17 protein-coding genes are annotated in these 16707 nt (G+C 54.8%); 13 read left to right on the plus strand and 4 right to left on the minus strand.

Going from position 1 to position 16707, the window contains the following annotated elements; genetic code table 11:
* Positions 1-36: 36 nt before the first annotated feature.
* Entirely contained in the window at positions 37-537 is a 501-nt protein-coding gene (locus tag LBW88_RS20105; protein WP_100703337.1) for a M48 family metallopeptidase, read from the plus strand.
* On the opposite strand, the gene LBW88_RS20110 is transcribed toward LBW88_RS20105, so the two are convergent.
* Positions 534-2213 (minus strand): chloride channel protein, encoded by a 1680-nt coding sequence (locus LBW88_RS20110; RefSeq protein WP_224933943.1) that lies wholly within the window; start codon positions 2211-2213, stop codon positions 534-536. The genes LBW88_RS20105 and LBW88_RS20110 overlap by 4 nt on opposite strands.
* A gap of 139 nt (positions 2214-2352) precedes the next feature.
* On the opposite strand from LBW88_RS20110, the gene LBW88_RS20115 reads away from it, so the two are divergent.
* The 3 genes from LBW88_RS20115 to sstT all read left to right on the plus strand — a co-directional run bounded on the left by LBW88_RS20115 (position 2353) and on the right by sstT (position 6040).
* Positions 2353-3339: a Gfo/Idh/MocA family protein gene (locus LBW88_RS20115; RefSeq protein WP_224933944.1), complete on the plus strand. Its 987-nt coding sequence runs from the start codon at positions 2353-2355 to the stop codon at positions 3337-3339.
* A 256-nt stretch (positions 3340-3595) separates the two neighbouring features.
* On the plus strand, positions 3596-4567 hold the full coding sequence (locus LBW88_RS20120) for a TerC family protein (protein WP_224933945.1): 972 nt from the start codon (positions 3596-3598) through the stop codon (positions 4565-4567).
* Between the two features lie 228 nt (positions 4568-4795).
* Positions 4796-6040, plus strand: coding sequence for a serine/threonine transporter SstT (sstT, locus tag LBW88_RS20125; RefSeq protein WP_224933946.1), 1245 nt, complete (start codon positions 4796-4798; stop codon positions 6038-6040).
* Positions 6041-6173: 133 nt separating this feature from the next.
* On the opposite strand, the gene LBW88_RS20130 is transcribed toward sstT, so the two are convergent.
* From LBW88_RS20130 to uxaC, 3 genes are read right to left on the minus strand one after another with little or no spacing between them, the layout of a single operon-like run.
* On the minus strand, positions 6174-7664 hold the full coding sequence (locus LBW88_RS20130) for a UxaA family hydrolase (protein WP_224933947.1): 1491 nt from the start codon (positions 7662-7664) through the stop codon (positions 6174-6176).
* Positions 7665-7668: 4 nt separating this feature from the next.
* Positions 7669-9117, minus strand: a complete 1449-nt coding sequence (locus LBW88_RS20135) for a tagaturonate reductase (RefSeq protein WP_224934024.1) — start codon at positions 9115-9117, stop codon at positions 7669-7671.
* A gap of 2 nt (positions 9118-9119) precedes the next feature.
* Complete coding sequence (gene uxaC / locus LBW88_RS20140) at positions 9120-10535, minus strand: glucuronate isomerase (RefSeq protein WP_224933948.1); 1416 nt, start codon at positions 10533-10535, stop codon at positions 9120-9122.
* A gap of 389 nt (positions 10536-10924) precedes the next feature.
* Here uxaC and LBW88_RS20145 point away from each other — a divergent pair, with 389 nt between their 5' ends.
* From LBW88_RS20145 to LBW88_RS20185, 9 genes are all read left to right on the plus strand, one after another.
* A complete protein-coding gene (locus LBW88_RS20145) occupies positions 10925-12226 on the plus strand; it encodes an MFS transporter (protein ID WP_224934025.1) in 1302 nt (433 codons plus the stop codon).
* 90 nt (positions 12227-12316) lie between these two features.
* The gene (exuR, locus tag LBW88_RS20150; protein ID WP_224933949.1) at positions 12317-13090 is read left to right on the plus strand and encodes a transcriptional regulator ExuR; all 774 of its coding nucleotides are present in this window, start codon (positions 12317-12319) and stop codon (positions 13088-13090) included.
* Between the two features lie 321 nt (positions 13091-13411).
* Positions 13412-14089, plus strand: coding sequence for a DedA family protein (locus tag LBW88_RS20155; protein ID WP_224933950.1), 678 nt, complete (start codon positions 13412-13414; stop codon positions 14087-14089).
* On the plus strand, positions 14086-14454 hold the full coding sequence (mzrA, locus tag LBW88_RS20160; RefSeq protein WP_200576725.1) for an EnvZ/OmpR regulon moderator MzrA: 369 nt from the start codon (positions 14086-14088) through the stop codon (positions 14452-14454). Before LBW88_RS20155 ends, mzrA begins: the two co-directional genes overlap by 4 nt.
* 173 nt (positions 14455-14627) lie before the next feature.
* Positions 14628-14999, plus strand: a complete 372-nt coding sequence (locus LBW88_RS20165; protein WP_224933951.1) for a DUF1090 domain-containing protein — start codon at positions 14628-14630, stop codon at positions 14997-14999.
* A 34-nt stretch (positions 15000-15033) separates the two neighbouring features.
* Entirely contained in the window at positions 15034-15339 is a 306-nt protein-coding gene (locus tag LBW88_RS20170; RefSeq protein WP_224933952.1) for a DUF883 family protein, read from the plus strand.
* A 1-nt stretch (position 15340) separates the two neighbouring features.
* Positions 15341-15736 carry a phage holin family protein gene (locus LBW88_RS20175; RefSeq protein WP_224933953.1) on the plus strand — a complete coding sequence of 132 codons (396 nt, stop codon included), beginning with the start codon at positions 15341-15343 and terminating at the stop codon, positions 15734-15736.
* Positions 15733-16017, plus strand: coding sequence for a YqjK-like family protein (locus LBW88_RS20180; RefSeq protein WP_224933954.1), 285 nt, complete (start codon positions 15733-15735; stop codon positions 16015-16017). The genes LBW88_RS20175 and LBW88_RS20180 overlap by 4 nt, the downstream gene beginning before the upstream one ends.
* 206 nt (positions 16018-16223) lie before the next feature.
* Positions 16224-16634, plus strand: coding sequence for a DoxX family protein (locus LBW88_RS20185; protein WP_034829198.1), 411 nt, complete (start codon positions 16224-16226; stop codon positions 16632-16634).
* Positions 16635-16707: the final 73 nt, after the last annotated feature.

A 16707-nucleotide genomic window follows, 5' to 3' on the forward strand; every position in this document is an offset into this window, starting at 1 on the left:
GGGGGCGCAGTATACTGTCTTTCGTCGGGAATCCCAATGTCATTAATCTATTTGCAGGGTTACCCTGAAAACATCCTCGAACAGGTGCAGTTGCTGATTGATAATCAGCGATTAGGCAGTTTTTTGCAGGAACGCTATCCCGACACGCACGATGTTGTCAGTGACCGCGCACTTTACGACTACACCCAGGCGATGAAAAGCCGTTACATGCGCAGCGCGCCGCCGGTGAGCAAAGTCATCTGGGATAACAAAATCAAGGTGATGAAACATGCGCTTGGCCTGCACACCGCCATCTCACGCGTGCAGGGTGGCAATCTCAAAGCCAAAGCCGAGATTCGCATTTCCACCTTCTTCCGTCTGGCACCGGAACCTTTCCTGCGCATGATCGTGGTGCACGAACTGGCGCACCTGAAAGAGAAGGATCACGACAAAGCGTTTTACCAGCTTTGCTGCCATATGGAGCCGGATTACCACCAGCTGGAGTTCGATGCGCGCCTGTGGATGACGGATCAGGCGATGCGCGGTAACGCAGCTTAAAGAAATTCCTGCGCCTTCTGAATCAAACTGGTTTTGGTCAAGGCGCCCATAAAGCGGCGCTCTTGTGGATTATTCAGCACCGGCAAACGCTCCAGCGTCACGCGGGCAAAGGCTTCCCAGCCTTCTCGCATGCTCTGATTCTGATAAATGCACGGAAAGTTATCGTCCATCACGCTGCTGACCGGTGAATCGAGGGTTATCTCCTGTGACAGCACCTTGCGCGAGATATCGTGAATCGATACCACGCCCAGAAACTGCCCCGCCTCGTTAATCACATACACATAGCGTTCGCGCTTCAGCGAACTCACTGCCAGCGCCTGCCCCACCGACTCCTCGGGTTGTAACGCCGCACCGGGAATGATTAGCTGATCAACGCGCATGTTATCGAAATCGAATTTGGCTTCCGAGCGGCTAAAGTGGTTACTCACCACCGGATAGGTACTGGTGGATTGAAGCCGATACACCACCATTGAGGCCAGCACAGAAGCGATCATAATCGGGAATAGCAGGCTGCTGTTGAGTGTCATCTCCAGCACCATTAGCATCGCCATTAAGGGCGCCTGACTTACAGCGGCCAGCACTGCCGCCATGCCAATCGCGGCATACAGCAAGGTATCACCGACTGGCAAATGCAGCGCTGCCCCGATGTGTGCCAGCGCCACACCGAGCAATGCGCCTATCAATAATGATGGCGTGAATAAGCCACCTACCGCGTTAGAACCGACCGACAGCGTGGTGGCCAGGGTTTTGAGCACCAGCAGGCCAATCAATCCCATCAGCACATAGTGGCCATCGATGATTTTCACGATCACTTCATAGCCGTTACCCAGAATATCGGTGGATATCAACGCCAGAAAGCCGACGGCCAGGCCACCGAGACCCAGTCGCGCAGGCAGTGACTTAACACGGCCAAATAGCGTTTTGCTGCGGGCGATCAGTTTGATCAGCAACCAACCGGCAAAACCGGCCACCACCCCAATCAGAATGGTCATTAATAAGCTGCTGATATCCATCTGGAACAAGGCTTCGGAGAGCGGATAGAGCGCGCTGCGAAAACCGAGAGACCACATGGTCATCACCGCCACCGCAGAGGAAACGATCAGCGGGATTAAGCGTTGCAGCGCCGAGATACCAAAGGCAATTTCAGCGACAAATATCGCTGAGGCCAGCGGCGCGTGGTACACCGATGAGAGGCCAGCTGCTGCGGCCATGGCGACAATATCGCTGTTACGCATCTGCGGGAACCAGCGGCCCATCAGGCTGCCACTCAGGGCGGAGAGTTGCACCATCGGCCCCTCTTTACCAATCGAGGCACCGCTGCCGATACTGGCAATCGAGGAGAGCGCGCGGAACAGCGAGGTTTTGGTCGGCACCGCATCCAGGCGCGCGTTGATCACTTCGAGATAGTCGGTTTTGATCGTTTCCTGTTTCTCAATCGCCACCGCATAGCGCAGGAAGAAACCCGCCAGCACACCGCCCGCGCCCACCAGCAGCGGCCAGAAAATCCACGGCCAGACGTGCATTGCCACAGTGATTTCACTGTCGCTGTTAAACAGCAGGCGGTTAATCAAATCAATGACACCGCGAAACGCTAAGGTCACCAGCGACGCGACGAATCCCACGGGAATAGCAATCAGCAGTGTGGTCCAGTTCAATGCATGTTTACTTCCACTCACCCGCGCGTCCCCGCTAGCTGGTTAAAAAAATGTGCTGCATCATCATATTGGAATGCGGATCGCATGATCAAATTTCGTCTGAGGAACGCTCCGCTGAACATGCTACTCTGCCTTTTTACTGTTGCAGGAGAAAAAAGCCGTGATTCGTTTTGCCATTGTGGGAACCAACTGGATAACCCGCCAGTTTATCGACGCCGCGCATGAGACCGGCAAAATGACCTTAAGCGGTGTCTATTCGCGCCAGCAGTCACAGGCGGATGCCTTTATCGCTGACTATCCCTGCAAACTCACCTTCACTTCCCTCGACGATTTAGCAGCCAGTCCGGACATTGATGCGGTGTATATCGCCAGCCCGAATGCGCTGCATGCCGAGCAGGCTATGCTGTTTATGTCGCACCGCAAACATGTGATTTGCGAAAAGCCGATGGCGTCGAATCTGCGTGAAGCCGAAGCGATGATCGCCTGCGCGCGCCAGCATCAGGTTGTACTGTTCGAGGCGTTTAAAACTGCCAGTCTGCCGACCTTCCTGCAACTGCAGAACACCCTGCCGCAACTTGGCAAGCTGCGTAAAGCGTTGATTAACTACTGCCAGTATTCATCACGTTACCAGCGTTATCTCGACGGCGAAAATCCCAATACCTTTAATCCGCGCTGGTCGAACGGCTCGATAATGGATATTGGCTTTTACTGCCTGGCCGCTGCCGTGACATTGTGGGGCGAACCGCAGCAGGTGAAAGCGCAGGCTTCGCTGCTGGAGAGTGGCGTCGATGCGCACGGTGTGGTGGTGCTGAGCTACGGCGATTTTGATGTCACGCTGCTGCACTCCAAGGTGAGCGATTCACTTATACCGAGTGAAATTCAGGGCGAAGCCGGCTCACTGGTGATTGAGAAAATCTCGGAATGTCAGCAACTGCGCTTTATCCCACGCGGTGGCGAGAGCAAAAATCTGACGCAGCCGCAGCATATCAACACTATGCTGTATGAAGCCGAGACCTTTGCCCAATTGGTCGAAAAACGTCAGGTCGAGCATCCTGCGCTGGAAGCCTCGCGCATCACGGCAAAATTGCTGACGGAGATCCGCCGCCAGACTGGCGTGGTATTCCCGGCAGACCAGGCTCAAGTGTAAATATTGCAGAATATTTCAAACTCCCCATTGAATACCTCAGCCGTTGGACGTATCTTGACCGCTGCAAAGGGGAGTAACTTGTAAGCTGATTGATCGTCATTACGATGCTAAACGCATCCGGTCGTCAGGCAACCCGGAATCTATTCTGAGTTGTAAGTGAGACCTTGCCGGAAGGCGAGGTTTGCTTGCAGCTTAATCAAAGCGGCTAACGTCTTCTGACTTAGCCGTTTTTTTATTTTCCGGACAGGATACGACTATGCACTCTGTAGGCACACCGTTACTCTGGGGCAGCTTCGCTGTCGTTGTGCTCATCATGCTGGCGATTGATCTCTTCTTACAGGGACGTCGTGGCGCACAAACCATGTCATTCAAGCAGGCCGCCGTTTGGTCGCTGGTATGGATCTCCGTTTCTCTGCTGTTCAGCGCCGCGTTCTGGTGGTACCTCGAAGGCACCGCAGGCCGTGAAGTGGCGACCGCGCAAACCCTTGCCTTCCTTACCGGCTACGTGCTGGAAAAAGCACTGGCGGTGGATAACGTCTTCGTCTGGCTGATGCTGTTCAGCTACTTCGCTATTCCGGCTAACCTGCAACGCCGCGTGCTGGTGTATGGCGTGCTGGGCGCGATCGTCTTGCGTACCATCATGATCTTCGCAGGCAGCTATCTGGTCACACAGTTCAGCTGGATCCTCTACGTGTTCGGCGCCTTCCTGCTTTTCACTGGCCTGAAAATGGCGTTTGCCAAAGAAGGCGATGATGCGGCAGTAGGCGATAAACCGGTGGTGCGCTGGCTACGTAAACATCTGCGTATGACCGATAACCTGGAAGGCGAGAAGTTCTTCACCCGCAAAAACGGCGTATTGTTTGCCACCCCATTACTGCTGGTGCTGATCATGGTGGAGTTGAGCGATGTGATCTTCGCCGTCGACAGTATTCCGGCGATCTTCGCGGTGACCACCGATCCCTTTATCGTCCTGACCTCGAACCTGTTCGCGATTCTCGGTCTGCGTGCGATGTACTTCCTGTTGGCGAACGTGGCTGAGCGCTTCTCGATGCTGAAATATGGTCTGGCGATTGTGCTGGTATTTATCGGTATCAAGATGCTGATCGTCGAGTTCTACCATATCCCGGTGGGCATCTCGCTGACGGTGGTAGGGGTAATTTTGGGCGGTACATTGCTGATTAACGCCTGGGTTAACCACAGAAACGACCAGAAAGGCATCTCACAATAATCTGCTGCAGGGGCGATAGTCGCCCCTGCTTTATTTTGCCAGCTGAAACTTTCACCTTTTATCGCTCTGTCACACTTCCCATCGTTAGCAGATCAAATAACCGATCCAGCCCATACAAACAGAATTATCTCTTTCTTCACTAAGACTTTTCCTTATACTCCGCCGGGCAAACCGTTAGGCGCGGAGTAACCGCGCACAACACTCATACCGCTATAAAAAGACCGAACTATGCAAAACAACTTTATTGGACGTCTGGGCGCGCTGTTCGCAGGAAGCCTGGTAAAACAAATCATGATTGGCCTGATTGCCGGTGTGGCGCTGGCGTGGTTCTCACATGATGCGGCAATCGCCGTTGGCCTGCTGGGTGAACTCTTTGTTCGCGCGCTGAAGGCGGTGGCACCGCTGCTGGTGCTGGTATTGGTGATCTCATCGATTGCCAATCATCAGCAGGGGCAGAAAACCAACATTCGTCCCATCATCATGCTCTATCTGCTGAGCACCTTCTTTGCGGCCGTCGTCGCGGTGACCTTAAGCCATCTGTTCCCGCAAACGCTGTCAATGAAAGTGGGCGCAACCGAAATTTCACCGCCGTCGGGCATCACTGAAGTGCTGCATGGTTTGTTGATGAGCATGGTGGCCAACCCGATTGAAGCGTTACTCAACGCCAACTACATCGGCATTCTGGTGTGGGCCATTGGGCTTGGTTTAGCGTTTCGCCATGCCAGCCCGAGCAGCAAAGCGTTTCTTACCGACGCTTCGCATGCGGCGACATGGGTGGTGCGCTGCGTGATTCGTTGTGCACCGCTGGGAATCTTTGGTCTGGTGGCCTCGATTCTGGCCTCAACCGGTTTTGGCGCGCTTGAGGAATACGCGACGCTGCTGGCGCTGTTGCTGGGATGTATGGCCATCATGGCGTTGATTGTGAATCCGATTCTGGTGTTCCAAAAGATTCGCCGTAACCCTTATCCGCTGGTGTTTACCTGCATCCGTGAAAGTGGCGTGACCGCGTTCTTTACCCGCAGTTCTGCGGCAAACATTCCGGTAAACATGGCGATCGCCAAACGCCTGAATCTTGACGAAGACACCTACTCCGTTTCTATTCCGCTGGGCGCCACCATCAGCATGGCAGGCGCGTCCACCACCATTACGGTGCTGACGCTGGCGGCGGTGCATACGCTGGGCATTTCCGTGGATGTGCCAACCGCGATTCTGCTGAGTTTCGTGGCCTCGATTTGTGCCTGTGGTGCTTCCGGTGTGGCGGGCGGCTCGCTGCTGTTGATTCCGGTTGCCTGTAACATGTTTGGAATTCCGAATGACCTCGCGATGCAGGTGGTGGCGATCGGTTTTATCATCAGCGTATTGCAGGATTCCGCCGAAACGGCGTTGAATTCGTCGACCGATATTCTGTTTACGGCAGCAGTGTGCCAGGCAGAAGCCGAGCGCGAAATGCGTACGGTGTCGGAAGCAGAATAAATTGGCATTGCCAGGGCGGCATAAATGCCGCCCCTACGACAATCTGGCACTGTTTTCGTAGGGTGCGCATTCGCCGCCCCCAAGAGAATCTGGCACGGTTTTCGTAGGGTGCGCATTTATGCGCACCTGGTGTTTACAGCGTGACACCACTCTTAAAGATTGCTAACTCGCGGAAATCATTGGCTTCATTACGCGCTGGTTTACCGTTGGCAATCGCCACAATCATATCGACGAAATCCTCCAGCATTTCCGGCATGCTCATGCCATCAATCAAACGACCCGCGTTAAAATCAATCCAGTGCGGCTTCTTCTCTGCCAGCTGCGTATTGGTGGCAATCTTCACGGTAGGCACGAATCCGCCGTACGGCGTGCCGCGCCCGGTGGTGAACAGCACCATATGACAACCCGCACCCGCCAGCGCGCTGGTGGCAACCGCATCATTACCCGGCGCGCTCAACAGGTTCAGTCCCGGCGTATTCAATCGTTCGCCATATTTCAGCACATCCACCACCTGGCTCTGCCCGGCCTTCTGCGTGCAGCCAAGGGATTTCTCCTCCAGCGTGGTGATACCGCCCGCCTTGTTACCCGGTGAGGGGTTTTCATAAATCGGCTGCTGATGGTCGATAAAGTAACGCTTGAAGTCGTTGATCATCGCCACGGTTTTATCGAAAGTGGCTTCGTCACGGCAGCGGCTCATCAGAATGCGCTCTGCGCCAAACATTTCGGGCACTTCTGTCAGCACTGTAGTGCCGCCGTTGGCAATCATCTGATCGGAGAAGCAGCCCAGCATCGGATTGGCAGTAATACCTGAGAAACCGTCAGAACCGCCGCACTCCAGTCCGAATTTCAGTTCACTGAGCTTGCCCGGCTGGCGCTGATCGCCACGCATCACGTTGTACAGCGCATGCAGCCGCTCCAACCCCGCTTCGACTTCATCGTCCTGCTTCTGGCACTCAATAAAGTGCACGCGGTCGCTGTCGAAGCTGCCCAGCGTTTCACGAAACACATCCACCTGATTGTTCTCACAACCGAGGCCGATCACCAACACCGCACCGGCATTGGGATGACGCACCATATTCTGCAGCATGGTGCGGGTGTTTTCATGATCCTGACCAAGCTGAGAACAGCCAAAGGGGTGGCTGAACAAATGCACCCCATCGATCCCTTCCGCCTCGTTGGTCTCCTTGAGGAAGCGCGACAGAATCTGCCGGGCGATGCCGTTCACACAGCCTACCGTCGGCAAAATCCACAGCTCATTACGAATACCGACTTCACCGCTGGCGCGACGGTAAATTTGTACCTCGCGATCGCCCGCCTGAGCGGGAATATCGAGAAATTCCGGCTGATAGTCATACTCGTCCACATCGCTCAGATTGGTGCGGGCGTTGCTGGAGTGAATGATTTCGCCAATAGCGATCGGCCGGGTGGCATGGGCAATCGGCAAGCCGTATTTGACTACCAGCGCATCGGTTGCCAGCGGCGTCAGTGCGAACTTATGCCCGCGTCCGACCTCTTGTTGCAAGGTTACGAACTGGCGATCAATTTCCACTTTGGCATCAGCAGGTAAATCGCGCAGGGCCACCGCCACGTTGTCGCGCGAATGAATTCTTATCGCATCTTGCATAGCGTTATCTCAGTTGTGTCAGCGCCGTCCGCATCCCGTGGACAACGATGTTTTGCAGGTGTTGGCTTACTGCGGCCACTAATCCGGGCCGCTGAGTGAGATCTTCGCCCCAGTGTGAGCGGTTGCTGAGTACGGCTTGCACCAGCTGCTCCGGGGTCAATGTGTCCTGGTTTACCGCTGGCCACAGCGCGGCGAATTGCTGCAACCAGTGGTCATCATCCTGTAAGGGCCAGTGCTGATCGCCCTGCTCGCCGCGATAGAACGCCAGCAGCGCAGCAAATGCGAAGGTCAATCGCGGCGGCCATTGGCCAGTTTGCTGCTGCGCCAGCAACAGCTGTGGCAACAAGCGGGTACGGAATTTGGTCATGCCGTTCAATGCAATGGAGAGCAGCGCATGGCGGATAAACGGATTACGGAAGCGACGCTGCACCGCATCGGCAAAGGCGTGAAGTTCATCGCGAGGCAGATCCAGCGTGGGGATCACTTCCTCACGCAGCAGCGCATCGACATAACCCGCGATGGCAGGGTCATCCATCGCTTCGCCGACGCTTTCCAGTCCAGCCTGAAACGCCACCGGCACCATCGCAGTATGCGCGCCGTTGAGGATCGCCACCTTCTGGGCTTTATACGGCGTGATATCGTCGACGAACTTCACTTCCGGCGCCAGCGCGCCAAGTTTCAGCTCCTGTGCCAGCGCATCCGGCCCCTGAATCACAAACTGGTAATAGACTTCGCCTGCCACCAGATAGCGATCTTCATAGCCAAGCTGTGCAGCGATGTCGGTGCCATCGGCGGGATAGCCGGTGACGATGCGATCCACCAGCGTGTTATAAAACGCGCAGTGATCCAGCACCCAGCGGGCAAATTCCGGCGGCAGCTGCCAGTGCTTGATGTAACGCAGCACTAACTCACGTAACGCATCACCGTTATGGTCGATCAACTCGCACGGCACGATCAGCCAGCCCTTGTCAGTGGCTCCCGCAAAGTGGCTGAAGCGCGTCCACAGCAGCTGAGTCAACTTACCCGGGAAGGAAGAGGCAGGCGCATCCTCCAGTCGATCCTGCTCAGCAAAGGCAATGCCCGCTTCGGTAGTATTGGAAAACACAAAGCGCATCTGCGGCGCACGGGCCAGTGCGAGGAAATCCTCAAACTGCTGATACGGCTGGATCTCGCGATTCAGACTGCGGATCAGTCGGGTTTCACTCACCTGATCGCCCTGCGCGTCCAATCCACGGATCAGCGTGGTGTACAAACCGCCCTGCTGATTCAGAGAGTCATCCACCACGCGGTTGCGCGGCCGCACCACCACCACGCCCGCATCGATGCCCTGATGTTCATTGAGCCAGTCGAGCTGCCAGTCAATAAACGCCCGCAGGAAGTTGCCTTCTCCAAACTGGATCACGCGCTCGCTATAGCCTGCGCCGGGAAAATCGTGACGGTTCAGCCGCTGCATCATCAGGCTCCTAACTCAATGCCGAAGTAGTCGCGCGCGTTGTTGAAGCAGATGTTTTGCACCATCTGCCCCAACAGCGCTTCGTCGGCTGGCGCTTCACCGCGCTCGACCCAATTGCCGATCATCTGGCACAGCAGGCGACGGAAGTATTCGTGGCGGGTATACGAAAGGAAACTGCGGCTGTCGGTGAGCATACCGACAAAGCGGCTCAACAGGCCGATCTGCGCCAGCTGCGTCATTTGACGGTGCATGCCATCAAGCTGATCGTTGAACCACCATGCGGAACCAAACTGCATCTTGCCTGGCTCACCTTCGCCCTGGAAATTGCCTGCCATGGTCGCCAGCACTTCGTTATCACGTGGGTTAACGCAGTAAAGGATGGTTTTCGGCAGTGCGTTGTTGCGGTTCTGCGCATCCAGCAAACGGCCCAGCGGAATAGCCAGGGGCGCATCATTAATGGAGTCAAAACCCACATCCGGGCCGAGAATATCGAACTGGCGGCGATTGGCGTTACGCAACGCACCAATGTGATATTGCTGCGCCCAGCCGCGACGCGCATATTCGCTGCCCAACCACACCAGCACCGCCGTTTTAAACTGCGCCACTTCTTCTTGCGTCGGTGCAGCCCCTTGCAGACGGCGCGCCAGAATGCCATCCAGTGTGCTTTCGTCGGCTTCGGCAAACAGCACCACGTCCAGCGCATGGTCCGAAATTTTGCAGCCGTGTACGGCAAAATGGTCAAGTCGCAGGCTCAGGGCACGGCGCAGGTCATCAAAACGTTGCACGCTGACATCGGCGACCTGTTCCAGACGCTGGATCCACGGCAGGAAGGTATCCAGTTCGATGTTGAAGGCTTTATCCGGACGCCAGCTTGGCAGCACTTTGACGCTGAAGCTGGCATCGTCCGCCAGCGTGCGGTGATGCTGCAGATCGTCAAGCGGATCGTCGGTGGTGCCGACCATTTTCACCTTCATCTGCTGCATGATGCCGCGTGCGCTAAAGGCATCCTGCGCCAGCAACTCGTTGCACTGCTGCCAGATGCGGTCAGCACTCTGCTCATTCAGCAGCACATCGGTGATGCCAAACGGGCGGCGCAATTCAAGGTGCGTCCAGTGATAAAGCGGATTGCCAATGGTGTGCGGCACGGTGCGCGCCCAGGCGTTGAATTTATCGCGATCGCTGGCGTCGCCGGTGCACAGCGCTTCGGGCACGCCGTTGGCACGCATCGCACGCCATTTGTAGTGATCGCCTTTCAGCCAGATGTCATAAAGATTGGTGAAGCGGTAATTTTCGGCAATCTGCTGCGGCGGTAAATGGCAGTGATAGTCGAAAATCGGCTGGTCTTTGGCGTAGTCATGGTACAGACGACGGGCGAACTCGCTATCGAGTAGAAAATCCTCACTCATAAAACGCGACATACCTGCTTCCTCATGTTTGGTGCCCATTGGCTTCTGACTCAAAGTTATCATACCAATTTTACCGATCGGCAAAATTGTTTGCGATACACCTCACAATAATGACAGTTTCACTGTGGGTATATGGACAAAACTGTCAGCCATATTGCACTAACTGGCTGTTATAACGCTTGTTTAGTGGATCACACAGTGCATGCAGGGTTTTTGTGATGGCATTCAACTTTTAAAGTTGTATAACAAGTTAACCTCTCGCCTCGTTGATGCCCAATTCAAGGGCACGACTAATAACAATAAGGCGGCAGGTCTGGATCGTCATGGCCGCCAGCGGGGGTACCCAAGTGCTCCCCTACCCTTTAATGGCAAGTGTTACGACAGACTGGAAGAGGTTAATGATGCGTAAGATCAAAGGGCTACGCTGGTACATGATTGGACTGGTGACGCTGGGCACGGTGCTTGGTTACCTGACGCGAAATACCATTGCCGTGGCCGCTCCGACGCTGGAAACCCAGCTGGGCATTACCACACAACAATATTCCTATATCGTCGCCGCCTATTCGGCGTGCTACACCCTGATGCAACCTGTGGCCGGTTATGTCCTGGATTTGCTCGGCACCAAAATCGGCTATGCCGTATTTGCCGTGTTGTGGGCCATCTTCTGTGCCGCCACCGCCATGGCAGGCAGCTGGGGCGGTTTTGCGCTGGCACGTGGCGCGGTGGGCGCCGCCGAAGCGGCGATGATCCCAGCCGGTTTGAAAGCCAGCAGCGAGTGGTTCCCAGCCAAAGAGCGCTCCGTGGCGGTCGGCTACTTCAACGTCGGCTCATCGATTGGTGCGATGCTGGCTCCGCCGCTGGTGGTGTGGGCTATTCTGGCGCACAGCTGGCAGCTGGCCTTTATCATCACCGGCGTGCTCAGCATGGCATGGGCGATGTGCTGGTTAATCTTTTATAAACATCCTAAGCAGCAAACCAAACTGAGCGATGAAGAGCGTCATTACATTATTTCCGGTCAGGAAGTGCAGCATCAGACCGGTAATAACAGCAAAATGTCGGCGCGTCAGATCCTGCGTAATCGCCAGTTCTGGGGCATCGCCCTGCCGCGTTTCCTCGCTGAACCGGCCTGGGGCACCTTTAATGCGTGGATCCCGCTGTTTATGTTCAAGGTCTACGGCTTCAATCTGAAAGAGATCGCTATGTTCGCCTGGATGCCGATGCTGTTCGCCGATCTCGGCTGCATCGTCGGCGGCTATTTACCGCCGCTGTTTCAGCGCTGGTTTGGCGTGAATCTTATTGTGTCGCGCAAACTGGTGGTGACCATGGGTGCGGTGTTAATGATTGCACCGGGCACCATCGGCTTGTTCACCAGCCCTTATGTGGCGATTGGTTTGCTGTGCGTCGGCGGCTTTGCCCATCAGGCACTGTCCGGTGCCCTGATCACTCTCTCCTCGGATGTCTTTGGCCGTAATGAAGTGGCCACGGCGAATGGCTTGACCGGCATGGCTGCCTGGACCGCCAGCACCATGTTTGCGCTGGTGGTAGGCGCATTAGCTGATACGCTCGGCTTCAGCCCGCTGTTTGCCGCGCTGGCGGTGTTTGATCTGCTCGGTGCTTGTGTGATTTGGACCGTGCTGAAAAACCAGCCGGTGTCTGAGCTGGGAGAATCTGGCGTAGCACAGCCCGCTCCTGCACGGAGCTAATCTCTGCGGGCTGGCACATGCCAGCCCATTTCTTCCCTCTCGCCAAAGTGGTATAACAACTCAACCTCTGCCACTACAGCGAACCGCGCAATGGATCTGAACGAATCCCGTCGTCTTTATCAACAACTCGCCAGTGAACTCAAACGTCGCATTGAGTCGGCTGATTATCGCGTGGGCGATAAATTGCCGGCCGAACGCCTGATCGCTGAAGAGATGGAAGTGAGCCGCACGGTGGTACGTGAAGCGATCATCATGCTGGAAGTGGAAGGCTACGTTGAAGTGCGCAAGGGTTCTGGCATCCACGTGATCAGCAGTCAGCAGCAAAATCGTGAGACCACACCCAGCCAGCTGGAGTTCGCCAGCTTTGGCCCGTTTGAGCTATTGCAGGCGCGCCAGTTGATAGAGAGCAACGTGGCCGAGTTTGCCGCTACACAGGTCACGCGCCAGGACATTATGGCGCTGATGGCGATTCAGGAAAAAGCCCGCCAGGAAGACCATTCACGTGATTCCGAATGGGATATGCACTTTCACGTTCGTATCGCTCAATCCACGCAAAACAGCGCCCTCGCCGCGATAGTCGAGAAGATGTGGCTGCACCGTCTGCACAACCCCTATTGGCTGAAACTGCACGAACATATTGATGCGCGCAATATCACCAGCTGGTGCGACGATCATGACCAGATTCTGAAAGCACTTATGCGCAAAGATCCCGCCGCCAGTAAGCTGGCAATGTGGCAGCACCTGGAAAATACTAAACAGATGCTGTTTAACGCCACCGCCGACGATTTTGAATTTAATGTCGACCGTTACATGTTTGCGGAAAATCCCGTCATCCTGCCGGAAGGTAGTGACAATTCACATTGATTCTGCTGCATTTCCAGGCGAATAAGTCAGTTAATCTGCAATAGTGTCAGCTCATGTAAAGCTCCTTTTGACCATCTGCGTCAAAAGGTAAAACTCCTGTGCGAGAGCCACTTTACACTGTCTGACCTGCGTGATTTTTGTTACAGTTATCGCCCTTTTCTTACCCTTTGCGACAGGGCTTTAAAAAGTCGCTGATTTAACAATCAATTCTGGATGGATCCGGAAATCCCGCAACGGCTGCATACCAAAAATGTATAACCAAACCAGCCTGCGCCTCAGCCCCTCACGGGCACGTTTAACAATGATGTTCAGGAATGATTGATGGATATTTTGAAAGCATTGCTGCACGCCTTATGGCAGCAAGATTACGAAATGCTCTCCGACCCGACTCTGGTTTGGGCCATTTATGGCGTGCTGTTCTTGATTCTGTTTCTTGAAAATGGCCTGCTGCCCGCCGCGTTTCTTCCCGGCGATAGCTTGTTGATTTTAGTCGGTGTTTTGATTGCCAAAGGCACCATGGGTTTCCCGCTTACCATCCTGATTCTGACCACCGGCGCCAGCCTGGGCTGCTGGGTGAGTTACATCCAGGGCCGATGGCTCGGGAATACGCCCACCGTACAAAAATGGCTGTCGCACCTTCCCGCTCAATATCATCAGCGCGCGCATAGCCTGTTCCATCGTCATGGCCTGTCGGCCCTGTTGATTGGCCGCTTTATTGCCTTTGTTCGTACCCTGTTGCCGACCATTGCCGGGCTTTCCGGTCTGAGCAATGCGCGCTTTCAGTTTTTCAACTGGGTGAGCGGTTTACTGTGGGTAGTGATTCTGACGGTGCTGGGTTTCGCACTGGGCAAAACGCCGATTTTCCGCCGCTATGAAGATGAGCTGATGTTCTGCCTGATGCTACTGCCATTGGTGCTGCTGGTCATTGGGCTGGTGGGTTCGCTGGTGGTGTTGTGGCGTAAACGTCAGTCTTCGCGCAACGGGAATTCACAACCATGATCGCATTCCGTGGATTTCCCAGGCGCTTAGTGCCCTGGGCGCTGGGCGCTGCTTTGGCGCTGCTGGCGGTGATTTTTGTGCCTTCGATGTTGCAGCACGATACCGTGGTACAAATCCGTGTTGCCCATAACGGCACCAATTTGCCGGATGGCTTTTATCTGTATCAGCAGCTCAGTGCGCAAGGCGTGCGTATCAAAAGCATTACACCTGCAGGTGATGCGCTGGTGATTCATTTCGAGAATGAAGAGCAGAGTCTGGCCGCGCAGAAAGTGCTGCGACGCCTGCTGCCACAGGGGTTTGTGGTGGCAAGCGGACCGCAAGCTTCACAGCAAGTGCCTGACGCCAATCGCCCCACTTACAGCTGATTTTAGCCGTCTGGTGATAAGCCAGACGGTGAATCAATCCTCGCTATCCCCGCGTCTTCGTTGAATTTTTTCGTCTGCTGTCTATGCTTAAAGGTAGCGCGAGTTAAGACAAGCTGGGACGCTTCTCCTGCCCGGTTTGCGGCAGGTCATCAACAATGGAAGGTAAAAACCTGATGAAACATCAATTACTGCTGGGTGCTATTCTGTTTTCTCTATCGGGATCTCTTATGGCGGCTCAATCACTGTGCCAACAGAAAGAACACGATATTCAGCGCGAAATCGACATGGCTAAACAGCATGATAACCAGCGCCGTGTGACCGGGCTGGAGCGCGCGCTGACTGAAGTGCGTGCTAACTGTACCGATGAAAGACTGAAGTCGGCCCACAGCGAACGCATCGCAGAGCAAAAGCACAAAATTGCTGAACGTGAGCGTGAGTTGAAGGAAGAGCGTCAGGATGGCGACAAAGATAAGATTGAGAAGCGCGAACGTAAGCTGGAAGAGGCACAGCACGAGCTGAAAAAGCTTGAGGCTGAGCCCTACTAATCGGACTTAAATAAATGATGTAATGGAGAACTTCATGTCTAAAGACACCACATCTGAACATCTGCGTGCGGAACTGAAAAACCTTGCTGACACCCTGGAAGAAGTGCTGAGCAGCTCGGCGGATAAATCGAAAACCGAGCTTGATAAGCTGCGCCACAAAGCGCGTGGCGCTATCGACAGTTCGCGTGAGCGCCTGGGCGATTCCGGTGAGCGCATCGCGCAGAGCACCCGTGAAGCCGCGGAAAAAGCCGACGAATACGTGCGCGACAATCCCTGGCACGGCGTGGGCATCGGTGCAGCTGTCGGTGTACTGATCGGCATCCTGATTTCACGTCGTTGATATGAACGAGAGTCAGAGCCACGGCCCAGGCAAAGGGGTCTTCAACATCGGTCAGCGCGTCGTCACTACCTTAGTGAGTATGGTTGAGACGCGCGTCCGTCTGGCGATTGTCGAGCTGGAGGAGGAGAAAGCCAATCTGATTCAGATGCTGATGATGGTTGGGTTGACCATGCTGTTTACCGCTTTTGGTTTAATGAGCCTGATGGTGCTGATCATCTGGGCGGTGGATGCGCAGTATCGGCTGATGGCGATTGCCATTACCACCGCCGTACTGTTTGCGCTGGCGCTGATATTTGGTTTGTGGACATTGTACAAGTCACGTCAGTCAACGTTGTTGCGTCATACCCGCAAGGAGCTGGAAACCGATCGCAACCTGCTGGAGGAGCATCGCTCATGAGCCGTCGCGAACGTGAAGCCCGCATTCACGAACTGTTGAATCATGTTCAGCAGCAGCGATTGGATCTGAGTGCCGCTCGTCGTGACTGGCTGGATGGCACCGCTCACTACGATCGCGGCTGGTTGACGTTTCTCAGCCTACGCCGCTATCTGGCAATTGGCAGCAGCGCACTGGCCATCTGGTCTATCCGCAGTCCTAACCGTATTTTGCGTTGGGCAAAACGCGGTTTTGGACTGTGGAGCACCTGGCGCATGATTAAATCCACGCTCGAACCTCGCTAACGTCTTCATTTCAAACCGGATCTAAAAGATTCGGTTTTTCTTTATCAGAATTCCTGAACAACATTGACAGTTTATCTCGCTTACAACTGTTGCGACCTGCGACTATCATCTCCCTCCATCAGCCCAACGAATTGAGACATGCGATTCGGCGGGAATAAAACCTTGCAGGCCAACAACCTGCTACATAATTCTTGTTGGAGTAAATGATGAAAAAATTCGAAGACTCAGGCCTGCTGCTGGCACGTGTATTAATGACTATTCTGTTCATCACTGCAGGCTGGGGCAAAATCACCGGTTATGCAGGCACTGCACAATACATGCAGGCAATGGGCGTCCCGGGCTTCCTGCTGCCACTGGTTATTCTGCTGGAGTTCGGCGGCGGTCTGGCGATTCTGTTCGGTTTCCTGACCCGTTTCACCGCACTGTTCACCGCGGGTTTTACCCTGCTAACTGCGTTCCTGTTCCACAGCAACTTTGCTGAAGGTGTTAACCAGCTGATGTTCATGAAAAACCTGTCCATCGCCGGTGGTTTCCTGGTGCTGGGTCTGGTAGGTCCAGGCGCTTACAGCATCGACCGTCTGATTCGTGCTCGTTTCGCACCAGCGGCCGCACGCTAAGCACACAAGCGTTGCCAGAACACATATACTGATTTGCAGGGGCGAGGATATTCCTCGCCCTTTTTCTTTATGG

The sequence above is a fragment of the Pantoea sp. alder81 genome, from assembly GCF_020179835.1.
In the GTDB taxonomy this organism is placed as follows: domain Bacteria; phylum Pseudomonadota; class Gammaproteobacteria; order Enterobacterales; family Enterobacteriaceae; genus Pantoea.